General features: G+C 68.8%; 17 protein-coding genes and 1 rRNA gene. 7 read left to right on the top strand and 11 right to left on the bottom strand.

What is annotated here, in order from left to right; all coding sequences use genetic code 11:
- Nucleotides 1-211: 211 nt before the first annotated feature.
- Nucleotides 212-1,737 (bottom strand): 16S ribosomal RNA (locus OG897_RS11710).
- Nucleotides 1,738-1,872: 135 nt separating this feature from the next.
- Here OG897_RS11710 and OG897_RS11705 point away from each other — a divergent pair.
- A complete protein-coding gene (locus tag OG897_RS11705; protein ID WP_266655501.1) occupies nucleotides 1,873-2,067 on the top strand; it encodes a hypothetical protein in 195 nt (64 codons plus the stop codon).
- A gap of 226 nt (nucleotides 2,068-2,293) precedes the next feature.
- Here OG897_RS11705 and OG897_RS11700 read toward each other — a convergent pair whose 3' ends face one another.
- The gene (locus tag OG897_RS11700) at nucleotides 2,294-2,938 is read right to left on the bottom strand and encodes a DNA-3-methyladenine glycosylase (RefSeq protein ID WP_266655500.1); all 645 of its coding nucleotides are present in this window, start codon (nucleotides 2,936-2,938) and stop codon (nucleotides 2,294-2,296) included.
- Nucleotides 2,939-3,056: 118 nt separating this feature from the next.
- Between OG897_RS11700 and OG897_RS11695 the strand changes: the two genes are divergently transcribed.
- The 3 genes from OG897_RS11695 to OG897_RS11685 all read left to right on the top strand — a co-directional run bounded on the left by OG897_RS11695 (nucleotide 3,057) and on the right by OG897_RS11685 (nucleotide 5,141).
- A complete protein-coding gene (locus OG897_RS11695) occupies nucleotides 3,057-3,839 on the top strand; it encodes a sporulation protein (protein ID WP_266655499.1) in 783 nt (260 codons plus the stop codon).
- 64 nt (nucleotides 3,840-3,903) lie between these two features.
- On the top strand, nucleotides 3,904-4,440 hold the full coding sequence (locus OG897_RS11690) for a YbhB/YbcL family Raf kinase inhibitor-like protein (RefSeq protein ID WP_266655498.1): 537 nt from the start codon (nucleotides 3,904-3,906) through the stop codon (nucleotides 4,438-4,440).
- 194 nt (nucleotides 4,441-4,634) lie between these two features.
- The gene (locus OG897_RS11685) at nucleotides 4,635-5,141 is read left to right on the top strand and encodes an HNH endonuclease (RefSeq protein WP_266655496.1); all 507 of its coding nucleotides are present in this window, start codon (nucleotides 4,635-4,637) and stop codon (nucleotides 5,139-5,141) included.
- 72 nt (nucleotides 5,142-5,213) lie between these two features.
- On the opposite strand, the gene OG897_RS11680 is transcribed toward OG897_RS11685, so the two are convergent.
- From OG897_RS11680 to OG897_RS11665, 4 genes are all read right to left on the bottom strand, one after another.
- On the bottom strand, nucleotides 5,214-5,990 hold the full coding sequence (locus tag OG897_RS11680) for a sulfite exporter TauE/SafE family protein (protein ID WP_266655494.1): 777 nt from the start codon (nucleotides 5,988-5,990) through the stop codon (nucleotides 5,214-5,216).
- Between the two features lie 75 nt (nucleotides 5,991-6,065).
- Nucleotides 6,066-7,004, bottom strand: coding sequence for an SPFH domain-containing protein (locus tag OG897_RS11675; RefSeq protein ID WP_266655492.1), 939 nt, complete (start codon nucleotides 7,002-7,004; stop codon nucleotides 6,066-6,068).
- 156 nt (nucleotides 7,005-7,160) lie between these two features.
- On the bottom strand, nucleotides 7,161-7,601 hold the full coding sequence (locus OG897_RS11670; protein WP_266655490.1) for an NfeD family protein: 441 nt from the start codon (nucleotides 7,599-7,601) through the stop codon (nucleotides 7,161-7,163).
- Nucleotides 7,602-7,678: 77 nt separating this feature from the next.
- A complete protein-coding gene (locus tag OG897_RS11665) occupies nucleotides 7,679-8,470 on the bottom strand; it encodes an ABC transporter ATP-binding protein (RefSeq protein WP_266655488.1) in 792 nt (263 codons plus the stop codon).
- Between the two features lie 134 nt (nucleotides 8,471-8,604).
- On the opposite strand from OG897_RS11665, the gene OG897_RS11660 reads away from it, so the two are divergent.
- On the top strand, nucleotides 8,605-9,381 hold the full coding sequence (locus OG897_RS11660) for a hypothetical protein (protein WP_266655486.1): 777 nt from the start codon (nucleotides 8,605-8,607) through the stop codon (nucleotides 9,379-9,381).
- An 80-nt stretch (nucleotides 9,382-9,461) separates the two neighbouring features.
- Here OG897_RS11660 and OG897_RS11655 read toward each other — a convergent pair whose 3' ends face one another.
- The 4 genes from OG897_RS11655 to OG897_RS11640 form a co-directional block, all read right to left on the bottom strand.
- Complete coding sequence (locus OG897_RS11655; RefSeq protein ID WP_266655484.1) at nucleotides 9,462-9,701, bottom strand: chaplin family protein; 240 nt, start codon at nucleotides 9,699-9,701, stop codon at nucleotides 9,462-9,464.
- A gap of 225 nt (nucleotides 9,702-9,926) precedes the next feature.
- Nucleotides 9,927-10,196 carry a chaplin family protein gene (locus tag OG897_RS11650; protein ID WP_266655482.1) on the bottom strand — a complete coding sequence of 90 codons (270 nt, stop codon included), beginning with the start codon at nucleotides 10,194-10,196 and terminating at the stop codon, nucleotides 9,927-9,929.
- 148 nt (nucleotides 10,197-10,344) lie between these two features.
- Nucleotides 10,345-11,016, bottom strand: a complete 672-nt coding sequence (locus OG897_RS11645; protein ID WP_266655480.1) for a response regulator transcription factor — start codon at nucleotides 11,014-11,016, stop codon at nucleotides 10,345-10,347.
- A complete protein-coding gene (locus OG897_RS11640) occupies nucleotides 11,009-12,175 on the bottom strand; it encodes a GAF domain-containing sensor histidine kinase (RefSeq protein WP_266655478.1) in 1,167 nt (388 codons plus the stop codon). The genes OG897_RS11645 and OG897_RS11640 overlap by 8 nt, the downstream gene beginning before the upstream one ends.
- 400 nt (nucleotides 12,176-12,575) lie before the next feature.
- Here OG897_RS11640 and OG897_RS11635 point away from each other — a divergent pair, with 400 nt between their 5' ends.
- The gene (locus tag OG897_RS11635) at nucleotides 12,576-13,274 is read left to right on the top strand and encodes a transglycosylase SLT domain-containing protein (RefSeq protein WP_266655476.1); all 699 of its coding nucleotides are present in this window, start codon (nucleotides 12,576-12,578) and stop codon (nucleotides 13,272-13,274) included.
- A gap of 89 nt (nucleotides 13,275-13,363) precedes the next feature.
- Here OG897_RS11635 and OG897_RS11630 read toward each other — a convergent pair whose 3' ends face one another.
- Nucleotides 13,364-15,988 carry an FHA domain-containing protein gene (locus OG897_RS11630; protein ID WP_266655474.1) on the bottom strand — a complete coding sequence of 875 codons (2,625 nt, stop codon included), beginning with the start codon at nucleotides 15,986-15,988 and terminating at the stop codon, nucleotides 13,364-13,366.
- Between the two features lie 264 nt (nucleotides 15,989-16,252).
- Between OG897_RS11630 and OG897_RS11625 the strand changes: the two genes are divergently transcribed.
- Nucleotides 16,253-18,115, top strand: coding sequence for a streptophobe family protein (locus tag OG897_RS11625; protein WP_266655472.1), 1,863 nt, complete (start codon nucleotides 16,253-16,255; stop codon nucleotides 18,113-18,115).
- The last annotated feature ends 98 nt before the right edge of the window (nucleotides 18,116-18,213 follow it).

The following is an 18,213-nucleotide window of genomic DNA, read 5'->3' as shown; positions in this document are numbered from 1 at the left end:
CGGCACTGAAGTACAGCCTCACGGCCGTGCCTTCAGACACCCAACAGCGTGCCCAACCCGGATCCCTCTCTTCACGTTCCACGCCGAAGCAGTACTGATGAAGAAAGCCATCCGTGCCGAATAGTCAACGTTCCACCCATGAGCAACCACCGCCGGACATTTGCCGACGAAATGGTCTCTGCGGCACCAAGGGTGCCGAGATGCTCCTTAGAAAGGAGGTGATCCAGCCGCACCTTCCGGTACGGCTACCTTGTTACGACTTCGTCCCAATCGCCAGTCCCACCTTCGACAGCTCCCTCCCACAAGGGGTTGGGCCACCGGCTTCGGGTGTTACCGACTTTCGTGACGTGACGGGCGGTGTGTACAAGGCCCGGGAACGTATTCACCGCAGCAATGCTGATCTGCGATTACTAGCAACTCCGACTTCATGGGGTCGAGTTGCAGACCCCAATCCGAACTGAGACCGGCTTTTTGAGATTCGCTCCGCCTCACGACATCGCAGCTCATTGTACCGGCCATTGTAGCACGTGTGCAGCCCAAGACATAAGGGGCATGATGACTTGACGTCGTCCCCACCTTCCTCCGAGTTGACCCCGGCAGTCTCCTGTGAGTCCCCACCACCCCGAAGGGCGTGCTGGCAACACAGAACAAGGGTTGCGCTCGTTGCGGGACTTAACCCAACATCTCACGACACGAGCTGACGACAGCCATGCACCACCTGTATACCGACCACAAGGGGGGCACCATCTCTGATGCTTTCCGGTATATGTCAAGCCTTGGTAAGGTTCTTCGCGTTGCGTCGAATTAAGCCACATGCTCCGCTGCTTGTGCGGGCCCCCGTCAATTCCTTTGAGTTTTAGCCTTGCGGCCGTACTCCCCAGGCGGGGAACTTAATGCGTTAGCTGCGGCACCGACGACGTGGAATGTCGCCAACACCTAGTTCCCAACGTTTACGGCGTGGACTACCAGGGTATCTAATCCTGTTCGCTCCCCACGCTTTCGCTCCTCAGCGTCAGTAATGGCCCAGAGATCCGCCTTCGCCACCGGTGTTCCTCCTGATATCTGCGCATTTCACCGCTACACCAGGAATTCCGATCTCCCCTACCACACTCTAGCCTGCCCGTATCGAATGCAGACCCGGGGTTAAGCCCCGGGCTTTCACATCCGACGTGACAAGCCGCCTACGAGCTCTTTACGCCCAATAATTCCGGACAACGCTCGCACCCTACGTATTACCGCGGCTGCTGGCACGTAGTTAGCCGGTGCTTCTTCTGCAGGTACCGTCACTTGCGCTTCTTCCCTGCTGAAAGAGGTTTACAACCCGAAGGCCGTCATCCCTCACGCGGCGTCGCTGCATCAGGCTTTCGCCCATTGTGCAATATTCCCCACTGCTGCCTCCCGTAGGAGTCTGGGCCGTGTCTCAGTCCCAGTGTGGCCGGTCGCCCTCTCAGGCCGGCTACCCGTCGTCGCCTTGGTAGGCCATTACCCCACCAACAAGCTGATAGGCCGCGGGCTCATCCTTCACCGCCGGAGCTTTTAACCCCCGCCCATGCAGGCAGGAGTGTTATCCGGTATTAGACCCCGTTTCCAGGGCTTGTCCCAGAGTGAAGGGCAGATTGCCCACGTGTTACTCACCCGTTCGCCACTAATCCACCCCGAAGGGCTTCATCGTTCGACTTGCATGTGTTAAGCACGCCGCCAGCGTTCGTCCTGAGCCAGGATCAAACTCTCCGTGAATGTTTACCCGTGATCGGGTGAACACATCGGAAGAGCGGAACAGCCACCATCGGAATAAGACGGTGTGTTCCTGCGTCCTCGCTAGTGTTTGCCTGCTTGCCGCATGGGCCAGCAGGACTTCAAAGGAACCTCAACTTGCCGAAGCAAGTCGGGGTATCAACATATTTGGCGTTGACTTTTGGCACGCTGTTGAGTTCTCAAGGAACGGACGCTTCCTTTGTACTCACCCTCGCGGGCTTTCCTCCGGACGTTTCGTTCGGTGTGTTTCCAACCTTACCAGATCATTTCCGCGCCGTTTCCGGTTTGGATTTTGTTTCCGGTGGCCGTTGAAGGGCCTTTGCCTTTCGGCGTGTTCACTACTTTAGCGGCATTTCCTTGCGGCTCATAATCGGGCCGTGGGATCGAAATTCGGGCATGCCGAAATTCGAACCCGTTAAGGGAAGTCGTAGTAGTGGTTGGCCGCTCCCGGGCTGCTTGGTCAGGTCCGATGGACCGTTCCGACAGCAGTGCCCGTTTCAAGCGGCTCGGGCTACGTTAGGCGGGCGACGGGGCCGCGTCAAGTTGCTCGGCGGCGTGGCTTGTGCGCCCGGTAGGGGCTGACGGTGGGGTCGCCGAAGATCCAGAAGCGCCAGGGGTGGACCGCGCCTTCTCCGCCCACTCCGGTGCGGGGGCCGTTCTGACGCTGGTCAGGCGGGGGCGGGGTGCCCTGGAGTACGGACAGGGGTGAGTCGGGGGTGGCGCAGAGGTCGGTGCCGTCGAGGGCGCGGGTGATGTCGAGGCCAGTGGCCAGGCGGGCGGGGCCTTTGGCCAGTTCGTTGTCGTTTCGGGCCGAAAGTCGACGTTTGCGGACGAGATCGGCCCCCACGGTGATCTCTCCTGCGCGGAGGAGGACACCGCTCGCGGTGCCCTCGGGGCCGCACACCAGGTTGAGGCTGAACCACATGCCGTAGATGAAGTAGACGTACGCGTGGCCGGGCGGGCCGAACATCGAGGCGTTGCGGGCGGTGCGGCCTCGGTAGGCGTGCGAGCCCGGGTCGCGTTCGCCGTCGTACGCCTCCACTTCGGTGATGCGGAGTTCGATCGGGCCTTCGGCGGTCCGGCGTACCAGGGTGCGGCCCAGCAGATCAGGGGCCACGTCCAGGACGGGGCGGTCGAAGAAGGTGCGGGTGAGCGGCGTACGGTCCGGTTTCGGCGCGATCATGTCTGCCGAGGGTAGTGGAACGCGGGTTGGCCACACTCGTTGTAGGGGTAGGCGCGGAACCGGGTGCCTGTGTCGAGCGTTTGTACTGGTCAAGGCCGGAAGAGTTAAGGGGAGAAGCATGGGTTTCAAGAAGCTGCTGGCGAGTCTGGGTGCGGGTGGGGCATCCGTGGAGACGGAGCTCACCGAGGCGAACGTCGTCCCGGGTGGCGTCGTACAGGGTGAGGTGCGGATTCAGGGTGGGTCCGTGGACCAGCGGATCGAGGGGCTGTCCGTCGGGCTCCAGGCGCGCGTCGAGGTCGAGGGCGGCGACCAGGAGGTCAAGCAGGACATCGAGTTCACCAAGGTGAAGCTCGGCGGGGCCTTCGAGGTGAAGGCGGGGGCGGTGCACGTGGTGCCGTTCGGTCTGGAGATTCCTTGGGAGACGCCGGTGACGAGCATCGCCGGGCAGCAGCTGCGCGGGATGAACATCGGAGTGACGACGGAGCTGGAGATCGCGCGGGCCGTGGACTCCGGTGACCTGGACCCGATCAACGTGCACCCGCTGCCCGCGCAGCAGGCGATTCTGGATGCGTTCGTGCAGCTGGGCTTCCGCTTCAAGAGTGCGGACATGGAGCGGGGGCACATCCGGGGGACCCGGCAGAGGCTGCCGTTCTACCAGGAGATCGAGTTCCTGCCGCCGCAGCAGTACCGGGGGCTCAACCAGGTCGAGCTGACGTTCGTCGCGGACGACCGGGAGATGGACGTGATCCTGGAGATGGACCGCAAGGGCGGCATGTTCAGCGAGAGCAGCGACTCGTACCGGGCGTTCCAGGTGGGGCTGCACGACTTCCAGGGGACGGACTGGGCCGCGTACCTCAACCAGTGGCTGGCGCAGGTCGGTGGGCAGCGCAACTGGCTCTAGGGCCGGACGGGGTGCGAGCGTAGGCGTTGAGTATCGAGGATTGAGGATTGAGGAAGGTGTTGACGTGACCGAGGCCAAGAGGGCGCCGCTGCCGCACGACTTCCACCCGCCGGTGGCGTCGTTCGGTGTGGTGAGCGAGGACGTGGCCGAGGGGGCCGTGCTGCTGGACGCGCAGGTCTACTCGGGTGAGAACACCTCGCCGCAGCTGCGGTGGGAGGGGTTCCCCGCGGAGACGAAGAGCTTCGCCGTGACGTGCTTCGACCCGGACGCGCCGACCGGGAGCGGGTTCTGGCACTGGACGGTCTTCGACATTCCGGCGTCCGTGACCGAGCTGCCCGCGGGTGCGGGAACGGGCAAGTTCGAGGGGCTGCCCGCGGGGGCGGTCCAGGCTCGTAACGACTACGGGACGAAGGACTTCGGCGGGGCCGCTCCCCCGGCGGGCGAGAACCACCGGTACGTCTTCACCGTGTACGCGGTGGACGTGGAGAGCCTGGGGATCGACAGCGACGCCTCGCCTGCCGTCGTGGGGTTCAACCTGCGGTTCCACACGCTCGGGCGGGCGCAGCTCGTGGCCCAGTACGAGGCCCTGGCAGAGGGCTGATCGGCGGTCCGAAAGATTCACGGGGTATTTGCCCGTTCCCGGTCTTGAAAGAGATCGGGAACGGGCAGTTTTTGTTTGGGGGGTCGGTGATCCCTCGCCGGGGGCGCCGTTAATGCGTTGTCCATTGGGGCGCGTCCCGCCAGAGTTGATCCAAGCCCGCCACGGGGTGGGCCGGCACACGGAGGGTGGGCGGGATGCGTGACACGCTGGTTCTGAACGCGAGCTTCGAGCCACTGTCGACGGTGACTTTGAACCGTGCGGTGGTGCTTGTCCTGACGGACAAGGCCGTGGTCGAGAAGTCGCATCCCGGGCTGCGCATGCGCGCCGCCGCCGTCGATCTTCCGGTGCCGATGGTGATCCGGCTGAGCCGGTACGTACGGGTGCCGTTCCGAAGACAAGCTCCGTGGTCGAGGCGGGGTGTGCTGATACGGGACCAACACAGGTGCGCGTACTGCGGGAAGCGGGCGACGACCGTGGACCACGTGGTGCCTCGGTCGCGCGGTGGTGCGGACAGCTGGTTGAACACGGTGGCCTCGTGCGCCGAGGACAATCACCGCAAAGCGGACCGTACGCCGGAGAAGGCGGGGATGCCGTTGCTGTTCGAGCCGTTCGTCCCGACGCCGGCCGACGCGATGTTGCTGTCGCTGAGGGGGGCGGAGTGGGACGCGCTGCCCGACTGGTTGGCGGAGTCCGCCGCGTAGGAGTGCGGTCGCAGGAAGGGGGAGCCCGTCTCGTGGTGGAGGCGGGCTTCTTCGCGTACCGGGTCAGGTTCCTCAGGCCAGCAGGAGCTGGACGATCGCGACGATGCCGACGGCGACGATCACGCCGCGCAGGACGGTGGGCGGGAGGCGGCGGCCGACCTTGGCGCCGATCTGGCCGCCGAGGGCGGAGCCGACGGCGATGAGGAGGACGGCGGTCCAGTCGAATTCGGCGACGAAGAGGAAGAAGGCCGCGGCGACTCCGTTGACGACGGCGCCGAGGATGTTCTTGACGCCGTTGACGCGCTGGAGGCTGTCGTTGAGGAGGAGTCCCATGAGAGAGAGGTAGAGGACTCCTTGGGCGGCGCCGAAGTAGCCGCCGTACGCGCTGGCGAGCAGGAGGCCGGTCAGGAGGGCCGGGCCGCCGTCGGGGTGGGGGCCGGACTCCGGGTCGCCGTTCTGTTCGCGGCGGCGCTTGAGGGCGGCGGAGAGCTTGGGCTGGAGGACGACCAGGATCAGGGCCAGGCCGATCAGGACCGGGACGATCGTGTCGAAGGCAGAGGAGGGGAGGGCGAGGAGGAGGATCGCGCCGATCAGGCCGCCGGCCAGGGCGGTGAGGCCGAGGCGCAGGATGCGGGAACGCTGGCCGCGCAGTTCCTTGCGGTAGCCGATCGCCCCGCTGATGGAGCCGGGGACCAGGCCGAGGGTGTTGGAGACGTTCGCGACGACGGGCGGCAGGCCGGTGGCGAGGAGCACCGGGAAGGTGATCAGGGTGCCGGAGCCGACGATGGTGTTGATGGTGCCCGCGCCGATGCCTGCGGCGAAGACGGCGAGCATCTCCCAGATCGTCATGCGGTTCTCGCCCCTCGTGCTGGTCGGTCATGATCGCTGCTGTATGCAGCGATCATGCCCGAGAGGGGTGCGGGGTCAGTCGATGGGGGGCTGTTCGCGGCGCTCCCTGCTGTTGCCGGAACCGCCGGAATTCCCGCCCATGGGGCCGAAGTTGCCCATCGCTCCGGAGAGGCCCTTCAGCGCGTCGCCGATTTCGCTGGGGACGATCCAGAGCTTGTTGGCGTCACCCTCGGCGATCTTCGGGAGCATCTGGAGGTACTGGTAGGCGAGGAGCTTCTGGTCGGCGTCGCCCGCGTGGATGGACTCGAAGACCGTACGGATGGCCTGGGCCTCGCCCTCCGCGCGCAGGGCCGCGGCCTTCGCCTCACCCTCGGCGCGCAGGATCGCGGACTGCTTCTCGCCCTCCGCGGTGAGGATCTGCGACTGCCGGATGCCCTCGGCGGTGAGGATCGCGGCGCGCTTGTCACGGTCGGCGCGCATCTGCTTCTCCATCGAGTCCTGGATGGAGGTCGGCGGCTCGATCGCCTTGAGCTCGACGCGGTTGACGCGGATGCCCCACTTGCCGGTGGCCTCGTCGAGGACGCCGCGCAGGGCCGCGTTGATCTCCTCGCGGGAGGTCAGGGTCCGCTCCAGGTCCATGCCGCCGATGATGTTGCGGAGCGTGGTGACGGTGAGCTGTTCGATGGCCTGGATGTAGCTGGCGACCTCGTAGGTCGCGGCGCGGGCGTCGGTCACCTGGTAGTAGATGACGGTGTCGATGTTGACCACCAGGTTGTCCTGGGTGATCACCGGCTGGGGCGGGAACGGGACGACCTGTTCACGGAGGTCGATCCGGTTGCGGATCGAGTCGATGAACGGGACGACGATGTTCAGGCCCGCGTTCAGGGTGCGGGTGTAACGGCCGAAGCGCTCGACGATGGCGGCGCTGGCCTGTGGGATGACCTGGATCGTCTTGATCAGGGCGATGAAGACCAGCACCACCAGAATGATCAGGACGATGATGATCGATGACATCGCTTCCCCGTGCCCTTCGTGTTGCTCGACGCTGCGCGGGCGGCCGGGTGGGCCGGTTCCGCGGTGATGATCGAGTTTTCCAGATGGTCGTACGCCGTGCAGGGTGTTCCGTGCAGCTCACCGCAGCTCACCTGGCTGCGGCGCGCACGTCGGGGCTCACATGACCACGGCCGTGGCTCCGTCGATCTCGACGACGTCGACCTGCTGGCCGGGCTCGAAGGTCTGTCCGGCGTCCAGGGCGCGGGCGGACCAGATCTCCCCCGCGAGTTTGATGCGGCCGCCCTCGCCGCTGTCGACGCGTTCCACGACGACGGCCTGGCGGCCCCGCAACGCGTCGACGCCGCTGGCCAGTTGGGGCCGTTGGCTTCGGTGCCGGGCGGCGACGGGGCGTACCACCGCGATCAGGACGACCGACACGGCCGCGAAGACCAGGACCTGGGTGACGAGTCCGCCGCCCAGGTACGAGGTGAGTGCGCCCGCGAGTGCGCCGACGGCCAGCATTCCCAGTTCGGGCATCGTCGTGACGACGAGTGCGATGCCGAGCACCGCCGCGCCGATCAGCCACCAGAGCCATGCGTCCATGTTCACAACGGTCATGGTAGGGGCGGGCGGTCGGCGCGGACAGGGCGCGCGGTATGCACATACCGGCTCAAGTGCCGTACGTACGGCAGGACTTAGCCCATCGGGAGGCCCTGGGCGGTGTAGCGGTCGCCGCGGTGCTCGACGACGAGCGGCAGGCCGAAGCAGAGCGAGAGGTTGCGCGAGGTCAGCTCGGTCTCGACCGGGCCCGCGGCGAGGACCTTGCCCTGGCGGATCATGAGGACGTGGGTGAAGCCCGGCGGGATCTCCTCGACGTGGTGCGTGACCATGATCATCGAGGGGGCGTACGGGTCCCGGGCCAGGCGGCCGAGGCGGCGGACCAGGTCCTCGCGGCCGCCGAGGTCGAGGCCGGCGGCGGGCTCGTCGAGGAGGAGGAGCTCGGGGTCGGTCATCATGGCGCGGGCGATCAGGGTGCGCTTGCGCTCGCCCTCGGAGAGGGTGCCGAACTTGCGGTCCAGGAACTCGCTCATGCCGAGGCGGTCGAGGAAGGCGCGGGCGCGCTGCTCGTCGACCTCGTCGTAGTCCTCGTGCCAGGTGGCGGTCATGCCGTACGCGGCGGTGAGGACGGTCTCCAGGACGGTCTGGCGCTTGGGCATCTTCTCGGCCATCGCGATGCCGGCCATGCCGATGCGGGGGCGGAGGTCGAAGACGTCCACCTTGCCGAGGGTCTCGCCGAGGATGGTGGCGGAACCGGAGGAGGGGAAGAGGTAGCTGGAGGCGATGTTCAGCAGCGTGGTCTTGCCGGCGCCGTTCGGGCCGAGGATGACCCAGCGTTCGCCTTCCTTCACCGACCAGGAGACGTCGTCCACCAGAGCCCGTCCGTCGCGGACCACGGCTACGTCCACCAGCTCCAGTACATCGCTCATGAGCGCGTTGTCTCCCCATGCAGTATCGAAATGTCGCGTGTGCCTGTGGGCACAGCGCCCAGGGAAAACCTACGCCACCGGTCGGACAGTCCGGCCCTTGGGATGGGTGCGGCCCTGAATCTAGGCTGGGGTCCATGCTCACGGAACCACGTTCAGGAATGCTGGCGGCTTGGGGAAATGCCCTGTTGGGGGGTTTTGTCTCGCCTGATGATGCGGCGACGGCGATTGTGGGGGCCGATGCGGTGCACCGGGTGACCGGGGTGCCGGGCGAGGAGGGGGCTGTCGGGCTCACGCTGGCGCTCGGACGGTTGCGGGCGCTCGGGGCGACGGGCTTCAGGGTCGCGCTGCCCGCGCCGGGGCATCCGCTGGGGCTGAGCGGGCCGCCGGAGTTCAACGCGCGGGCGCTGGAGGCCGAGGAGGCGGTGGTCTGTACGGGGGCCGCGCTCGGGCTCGTACCGGAAGTGGAGGAGATCGGGCCGGAGGGGGACGTGCGGACCGAGGTGACGTGGGTGTGTTCGGCGGTGCGGGACGCGCCGCCGGCCGATGTGCCGTCGCTCGGGGAGGCGGAGCGGGAGCTGGCGGAGGCGTTGCGGGATGCGACGGCGGTGCTGGCCCGGTTGGACGTGGCGGGGTCGGGGCCGGTGGCGGAGGCGGCCCTCGACGCGTACCGCGCGCGGGCGGAGGCGGCCTCGGACCTCTTGGCGCCCGGGTATCCGGCGCGGGCCGTGCGGGTGCTGGAGATGGCGCGGCGGGTGGGGCTGATCGTGTCGCTGGCGTACGGGAACGGGCACGGGGGTGCGGTGAGCGCCTCGGAGATGTGGGCGCGGGGGGAGGCGCTGCGGCCGGTGGAGCGGGTGGCGCGGCGGGCCATGGTGGCGGCGTACGGGGCGGCGGTGGAGCGCACCGCCTGAGCCCCCCGGATCTGCGGCCGGGCCGGGAACGGCGAGAGCCCCGCAGTCAGGACTGCGGGGCTCTCGGGGAAGGGCTGGCGTCAGGAGTTTTCGCCTTCGTTGCCGAACGCGGGGTTCAGCAGGCCGACGACGTTGACCGTGTTGCCCACGACGTTCACCGGGACGTGCACCGGGACCTGGACCTGGTTGCCGGAGACGACGCCCGGGGAGCGCTCGGCCTTGCCGTCGGCGTCGGCGTCGGCGAAAGCGGCACCGGCGGAGGCGCCCGCGGCGATACCGGCGACGGCGAGGACTACGGCGGCCTTCTTGGCAGTGTTCATGAAAGGTGATCCTTCTACTGTTTACGGGGCGACCCCGACCCCGGGATCGCAGGATGGAGAACGTGTCAGGCGGCGGAACGACACGGCTGTCGGCGCGGATGCGCACTTTCGGAGCAAAGGGGCCCCTCGGGCTGACTCCGCGGGGCGGGACGCGGAACGGCCCCCGGGCGTGTGCCGGGAGCCGCTTTCCGCTGTGCGACGGGCCTCTGTCGAGAACCCGGTCGGTCAGTGGTTGACGCCGAAGTTCCCGAATGCCGGGTTGAGAACGCCGATGACGTTGACGGTGTTGCCGACCACGTTCACGGGAACGTCGACGGGAACCTGGACCAGGTTGCCCGAGCCGACGCCCGGGGACTGGACGGCCTTGCCCTCGGCAACGGCCCCGGGGTGACCGTGGCCGTGGCCCGGACCGGTCGCGGAGGCAGCACCCGCACCGGCGGCGACGAGCCCACCGGCGACCAGGGTGACGGCGGCAGCCTTCTTCAGGTTCTTCACTTCAGGTTCCTCCTCGCGGTGGCTGCGGCCGTCCGCCGCAGCACGCCATGGAGAACGCCCGTGCGCCGATCAGGTTGCGCCGTACGGGTTACTTACACACGACGGTATGAATCTCAGACCGCAGGGCGACGGTCCGGATGACGGGGGTTCAGTCGGTCAGACCGTGTCTGACCGCGTAGAGCGCGGCCTGGGTGCGGTCGGCGAGGTCCAGTTTCATCAGGATGTTCGAAACGTGGGTCTTGACGGTCTTCTCGGAGAGGACGAGGGCGCGGGCGATCTCGCGGTTGGAGCGGCCGTCGGCGATCAGGGCGAGGACCTCGCGCTCCCGCTCGGTGAGGGAGGTGCCTCGGCCCTGACCGTGGTGCGGGTCGTCCTGGGCGAGGAGGGCTCCGGCGACCTCGGGCTGGAGGAGTACGTGTCCGGCGTGGACGGAGCGGATGGCTCCGGCGAGGGCGTCGGGATCGACGTCCTTGTAGACGTAGCCGGAGGCTCCCGCGCGCAGGGCGGGGACGACGGTGCGCTGCTCGGTAAAGCTGGTGACGATCAGGACCTTGGCGGGGTTGGCGAGTTCGCGCAGGCGGCGCAGGGCCTCGATGCCGTCGGTGCCGGGCATCTTGACGTCCATCAGGACGACGTCGGGGCGCAGGGACTCCGCCTGGGCGACGCCCTCGGATCCGTCGGCGGCCTCCCCGACGACCTCTATGTCGTCCTGGATCTCCAGGAAGGTGCGCAGGCCGCGGCGTACGACCTGGTGGTCGTCGACGAGCAGGACGCGGATCTTGGGCTTCGCCGAAGGGGCGCTGTGGCCGGGTTCAGACACCGGGGACCTCCATGGTGATCGTGGTGCCCTGGCCGGGCTCCGAGTGCACGGTCAGGGTGCCGCCGACGCCGCTCGCGCGGTCGCGCATCGAGACGAGGCCGAGGTGGCGGCCCGCCCGGCGGACCGTGGCGGGGTCGAAGCCGCAGCCGTCGTCGGTGACGCTGAGGCGGGCGCGGTCGTCCTTGCGTCTTTCGAGTACGACGTCGACGCGGGCGGCGTCGGAGTGGCGCAGGGCGTTGTGCAGGGCCTCCTGGGCGACGCGGAGCATCGCCTCTTCCTGCGCGGCGGGCAGGGCGCGCACGCCGCAGCTGTCGAAGACGACGTGGGCGCTGTGGGCGCGGTCCATGACCTGGATCTGGTTGCGGAGGGTGGCGACCAGGCCGTCCTCGTCGAGTCCTGCGGGGCGCAGCTCGACGACGGCGGCGCGCAGCTCGTCGGCGGCTTCGGCGGCGAGGGCGGCGACCTGGTGGAGTTCGTCCTTGGCGCGGGCCGGGTCGCGGTCGACGAGGGCGGCGGCGGCCTGCGCGGTGAGGCGGAGCGAGAAGAGCTTCTGGCTCACCGCGTCGTGGAGCTCGTGGGCGAGGCGGGAGCGTTCCTCGGCGATGGTGAGCTCGCGGCTGCGCTCGTACAGACGGGCGTTGGTGAGGGCGATGGCGGCGTGCTGGGCCAGGATCGTGAGGAGTTCCTCGTCGGCGGGGGTGAAACCGCAGCCGCCGCCGATGGGCTTGGGGCAGCGCTTGTTCGCGAGGAAGAGCGCGCCGATGACCTCGTCGCCGTCGCGGATGGGGAGGCCCAGGAAGTCGGACATGTCGGGGTGGGCGTCCGGCCAGCCCTCGAAGCGGGGGTCCTCGCGGACGTCGGCGAGGCGCTCGGTGGCGTTGCCGTGCAGCATCGCGGCGAGGATGCCGTGCTGGCGGGGCAGGGGGCCGATGGCCTTCCACTGCTCGTCGCTGACGCCGTCGACGACGAACTGGGAGAAGCCGCCGTGGTCGTCGGGCACGCCGAGGGCGGCGTACTCGGCGTCCAGGAGGTCGCGGGCGGAGGCCACGATCGTTCCCAGGACGTCGCGGACTTCGAGGTGGCGGCTCATGGCGAGGAGGGCGGAGCTGATGGCGGCGAGGCCGCTGGGGGTGGGAGTCGGGGCGGGACCGGGCGTCATGCCGGTCACCGTACCGGTGGGGTGGTGGGGGCGTATCGGGCGTGGGGCGGGTGGGTGGAGGGCTTGCGGACTAGGTCTCCGGGGGTGGGGTGCGGGGGTGGGCGGGCGAGGGAGGGCGCAGTGACTACGGGGGGATTTGCTTTGGTTACGGATGGTGAGGTTGTTACGTAGTCGATGTGAGGCCGGGCATAGGACGCAGGTCACTTACGAAGGTGCGTAGTGGAGAGGTAAAGGCAGTGTGAGCGGGGACGGCGGGGGTCTGGGACGACCCTGCGGGGGTGCCGGTCCACTATCGGGCTTCGTACATGAGGTCTTTGCGTGGAGATTTTGCGGACGCTAACAATGGCTGCCGTCGCGGAGTCCGCGGCGCTTCCTTGTCCCCTTCGAGAGGTACGTCTGCATGTCCTCCGCCCCTGGCCACAGTCGCCGCCTGACCAAGACCCACCGGGTCTCGATCGCCGGTGTCGCCGCTCTCGGCGCCGCCTCCCTCGCCCTGACCCTCCTGCCCGGCAGCGGTTCTGCCGAGGCCGAGGCCGGGACGCAGGACATGGCCTCGGTCGCGATGGTCGCCCCCGAGGGCACCGGCTCCCTGCAGGCGAAGGTCGTCGAGCAGCACGCTGCCGCCGACAAGCGGGTGAAGGACCAGGCCGCCAAGGAGAAGGCCGCCGCCGATGCGAAGGCGAAGGCGGACGCGAAGGCCAAGGCCGACGCGCAGGCGAAGAAGCGCGCCGAGGAGAAGGAAGCCGCGAGCCGTGCCGCCGCGCGCAAGCCGGTGTACGCGAACAACCTCGACGGGTGGATCAAGGAAGCGCTGGCCGTCATGAAGGCGAAGGGCATCCCGGGTTCGTACGACGGGCTGCACCGCAACATCATGCGCGAGTCCACCGGCAACCCCCGCGCCATGAACGGCTGGGACATCAACGCGCAGAACGGCACCCCGTCGGTCGGCCTGCTCCAGGTCATCCAGCCGACGTTCAACGCGTACCACGTGCCGGGCACGCCGCACGACATCTACAACCCGGTCTCCAACATCACCGCCGCGGCCAACTACGCCGCCGCGCGGTACGGCTCCATCGACAACGTCAACGGCGCTTACTGAGACGCGGTGGCGAGCAGGGCATGACGAAGGGCGGCCCCCGGATTTCTCCGGGGGCCGCCCTTCGTCGTACCGCTGTGCCGCTCAGTGCGTCACTTGCGCATGACCTCGGGCTCGTGGCGGCGCAGGAAGCGCGCCACCAGGACGCCGCAGAGGGCGCCGATCAGCAGCAGTGCGCCCATGTTGACGAACCACTGCATGACCTCGTGGTCCCAGAGCGGGTCCGGGTTGCCGGGGTCGTCGAGGTTGGGGCTGACCTTGTTGAAGTCGAGCGTGGTGCCCGCCGCGGCGACCGCCCAGCGGGACGGCATCACGTACGACAGGTAGTTGGCGAAGCCGCCGTTCAGGATGAACAGGCAGCCGGTGAAGACGACCTGGACGATCGCGAACATCACCAGCAGCGGCATCGTCTTCTCGGAGGTCTTCACCAGCGAGGAGATGATCAGGCCGAACATCATCGAGGTGAAGCCCAGCGCCATGATCGGCAGGCACAGCTCCAGCAGCGGGAGGCCCTTGAGGATCAGGCCCTCCTTGGGGATCTCGCGCTGGGTGAAGCCGATGAGGCCGACGATCACGCCCTGGAAGGCGGTGATCAGACCGAGCACGATGACCTTGGACATCAGGTACGCGGAGCGGGAGAGGCCGGTGGCCCGCTCGCGCTCGTAGATGACCCGTTCCTTGATCAGCTCTCGTACGGAGTTGGCTGCTCCGGCGAAGCAGGCGCCGACCGCGAGGATCAGGAGGACGGTGGTCGCGGTGCCGTTGGGCGAGATGGATCCGTTGGCACGCGGCTTGTTGGGCAGCATGTCCTCGCCGGGCTGGATGAGGAGGCTGACCACACCCAGGACGGCGGGCAGGATCAGCATCAGCGCCATGAAGCCCTTGTCGGAGGCGATGACGGAGGCGTATCGCCTGACCAGGGTGGAGAGCTGCGAGAACCAGCCCTGCGGCTTCGGCGGGCGCATCTGCTGCGGGGGCGGCATGTGCACGGGCTGCGCGGCCACGGCGTCGATGTCCGCGGCGTACATCTGGTAGTGCTGCGAACCGCGCCAGCGGCCCGCCCAGTCGTAGTCGCGGTAGTTCTCGAAGGCGGAGAACACGTCGGCCCAGGTGCTGTAGCCGAAGAAGTTCAGGGCCTCCTCGGGCGGGCCGAAGTAGGCGACGGAGCCGCCGGGGGCCATCACGAGGAGCTTGTCGCAGATGGCGAGCTCGGCGACCGAGTGGGTCACGACCAGGACCGTGCGGCCGTCGTCGGCGAGGCCGCGCAGCAGCTGCATGACGTCGCGGTCCATGCCCGGGTCGAGGCCCGAGGTCGGCTCGTCGAGGAAGATCAGGGAGGGCTTGGTCAGCAGCTCCAGGGCGACCGAGACGCGCTTGCGCTGGCCGCCGGAGAGGGAGGTGACCTTCTTCTCCTTGTGGATGTCCAGCTTGAGCTCGCCGAGGACCTCGTTGATCCGCTGCTGGCGCTCCGCCTCGGAGGTGTCCGCGGGGAAGCGCAGCTTGGCGGCGTACTTGAGGGCCTTCTTGACGGTCAGTTCCTTGTGCAGGATGTCGTCCTGCGGGACCAGACCGATGCGCTGGCGCAGCTCGGCGAACTGCTTGTAGAGGTTCCGGTTGTCGTAGAGGACGTCGCCCTTGTTGGCGGGCCGGTAACCGGTGAGCGCCTTGAGGAGAGTCGACTTTCCGGAGCCTGAGGGGCCGATGACCGCGATGAGGGACTTCTCGGGGACGCCGAAGGAGACGTCCTTGAGGATGTCCTTGCCGCCGTCGACCGTCACCGTGAGGTGGCGGGCGGAGAAGGAGACCTCACCGGTGTCGACGAACTCTTCGAGCCGGTCGCCGACGACGCGGAAGGTGGAGTGGCCGACGCCGACGATGTCGTTGGGGCCCAGGAGGGCCGTGCCCGACTTCTGCATCGGCTGGCCGTTGATGTACGTGCCGTTGTGCGAGCCGAGGTCGCGGATCTCCATGCGGCCGTCGGGGGTCGCGTGGAACTCGGCGTGCAGCCGCGAGACCTGGAGGTCGGAGACCACCAGCTCGTTCTCCAGGGCGCGGCCGATGCGCATGACGCGGCCGAGTGCCATCTGGTGGAACGTCGTCGGGCTGCGGTCGCCGTAGACCGGCGGGGCCCCCGCGACACCGCCGGACGGGCCGCCCTGCGCGGACGCCTGGGGCTGGTTCTGCTGGTACGGCGGCTGCTGGCCCTGCGGGGGGCGCGGGGCGCCCTGGTGCTGGGGCTGCTGCTGCCAGCTCGGCGGCTGCTGCTGCGCGGGCGGCTGGTGGCCCTGCGGCGGCTGCTGCTGCCAGCTGGGCTGACGCTGCTGTCCCTGCGGGCCGCCGGACTGCTGGTGCGGCGGCGGCTGGTGGCCCTGCGGTGCCTGCGGGGACTGCTGCGGTGCGGCGCCTCCGCCGCCTCCGCCGCCGCCCGAGCCGGACAGGACCAGCTGCGGGCCGTCGGTGGCGTTGCCCAGGTGTACGGCGGAGCCGGGGCCGATCTCCATCTGGTGGATGCGCTGGCCCTGCACGTACGTGCCGTTGGTGCTGCCGTGGTCTTCGATCACCCAGCTACGGCCGCCCCAGCTGATCGTGGCGTGCCGCCACGAGACCCTGGCGTCGTCTATGACCACGTCACCCTGCGGGTCGCGACCAAGGGTGTACGACCTGGACGAATCGAGAGCCCAGGTCCTTCCATTCAATTCCAGTACGAGTTCCGGCACTCCATGCCCCACTAGTTGTCCCCCGTAGTTACGCCCGTCACCGGGAGTCTAGGGATGGTGAACATCGGGGGGAACTATTTCAGGCCCGGGCTCGAATACGAAAGTCGGGCCATGTGAAAAGGGGGTGCGCGTGGTCGTCGCGCGCCCGTTGACTCGGCAGAAACACCACCGGAGAGTGGTAAGCGGCCATGAGTGCGTACGAGTGAGTACGGATCATGCGGGGACTGGGCAAGAAGGACTTACCGGTACGGATCGGGTGGTCTGATGGGTCGGAACGGTCGGGCTGGGGTGCGCTGGGGCGATGTGCTGCTCGCCTCAATTGCCGCTGTGAGCTGGGCTCTTGTCGGAATGGCGGGCACTGCGGCGCTCGGGCTGCACCTGCTCGGGGCGGATGCGGCGGGGTCCCTCAGGTCGATGACCGCCGCCGTCGTCGTTCTCGCGGTGGGCGGCTCCGTCACACCGACCGGGAACGTCTCGGCCTTCGGGATCGAGGGCGCCGAAGCCCGAACTGCCGTCGACATTGCGCCACTTGGGGTGGGTCTGGTCGGTGCCCTGCTGCTCGGGTTCTTCTTCCTGCGCTCGCTGAAGAGCGCGGGACGGTCGATCCCGGGAAGCGAACTCGCGGTGCGGGCGGGGGCCGTGGTGACGCTGTTCCTCGTCACGCTCGGTGGTCTCGCGTGGGCGGGTCACGACGTCATCACAATTGACGGCGAGAAGCTCGGACTGGAGAAAATCCCCGGAAATGATCTTCCCGGCGGCATCGCGGACCAGCTCCCCGGCGATCTCGGCGGGCTGCTTCCGGACCGGATCTCCGACCTCGTGGACGCGAAGGCCACGGTCGGTTTCTCCGTGAATACGGGGACTTCGCTGGGGAGCGGTGCGGTGTGGGTGGCGGGCGTGCTGATCATCGCGCTGCTCGCGTCGCGCAGGACGCCGTTGCCTCGGGGATGGGACGCGGTGCACCGGGTGCTGCGGCCCGCGACGTCGGCGCTGGCGCTGGTGCTCGTGGTGGCTGTGCTGGCCGGGCTCGCGGCTGCGCTGTACGCCGCGGTCGGGGACGACCGGCCGGGGCGGGTGGTGGGCGCCGCCCTGCTGGGGGCGCCGAACGGGGTGTGGCTGGCGGTACCGCTGGGGCTCTTCGTGCCGTGGGAGGGGCGGGCCACGGGGTCGTTGGTGGGTGTGCTGCCGTCGCCGGTGGACGACGTGCTGTCGGGGTCCGACGAGCGGCCGTTGACGGTGGGGCGGCTGGCGGAGCTGGACGGGCGGGTGTGGCTGCTGGTCGTCGCGGTGGTGCTGATGATGTTGTACGCGGGGGTGCTCGCGGCTTCCCGGACGCCGAGGGAGGAGCTGTCGCGCGTGGGGTACGCGGGGCAGTGCGCGGTGGCTCTGGGGACGGTGACCGGGGCGGCGCTGCCGTTGCTGGTGCGGCTGACGGGGGTGTCGGCGGATGCTTCGTTGTCGGTGCTGGGGTTCGACGCGGTCGGGGCGGGGGTCGCGTTGAGCGGGAGTGTGCCGATGGCGTTGCTGCTGGGTGTGGTGTGGGGGGCGGCGGCGGGAGCCGTGGGGGCGTTGCTGGCGTGCGCGGCGGGGGCGGACGGGCGGCGGGCGGCTCCGCTGGCGTTGCCGCCGGGTTCTTCGGGGGTGGGGCGAGGGGATCGGACGTATCCGGATCTGGCGTATGTGCCGGGGCCGTATCGGCCGTCGCCGTCGTATGGGGCTTCTGGGACTGGTGGGGCTTCCGGGGCTGAGGACGACAATCCGTATATGCGTCCGGTACGGGAGTCCGAGGGCGGTGGTGTTCGGCCGAGGCCCGGGGAGCCGGGGCGGGGGGCGGGGCCGGGGGCTGAGGGTGGGGCTCGGCCCGGGGCCGGGCCGAGGCCCGGGGCGTACGGAGTGCCGCCTCCTGCGGGCAGGGGTGAGCGGGTGGAGCCGCCGCCGGCGGGGTCGATGGGGTCCGTGCCGCATCGGAAGACGAAGGACGGGAGGCATGCGGCGCCGACGATCACGGGGATTCCGGGGCCGCCTCGGGCGCCGGGGGCGCCGGGGAAGGGGCGTGGGGGTGGGCAGACGCCGCCTGAGGAGGAGGGGCCTCCGCCGCCGGGGGCTCCGGGGCGGGGGCGGAGGTAGGGCTCCGGGCCCGGGGTGGAGGTGGGCCCCCGCCGGACTCCGGCCCGCAGTGGAGGCGGGCCCCCGCCGGGCCCGGGGTGGCTGGGGTCACTGCCGGG

The sequence above is a fragment of the Streptomyces sp. NBC_00237 genome, assembly GCF_026342435.1.
GTDB lineage: Bacteria > Actinomycetota > Actinomycetes > Streptomycetales > Streptomycetaceae > Streptomyces.
Note: the sequence above shows the minus strand (reverse complement) of the source record. Positions and strands in the feature narration are given on the sequence as shown.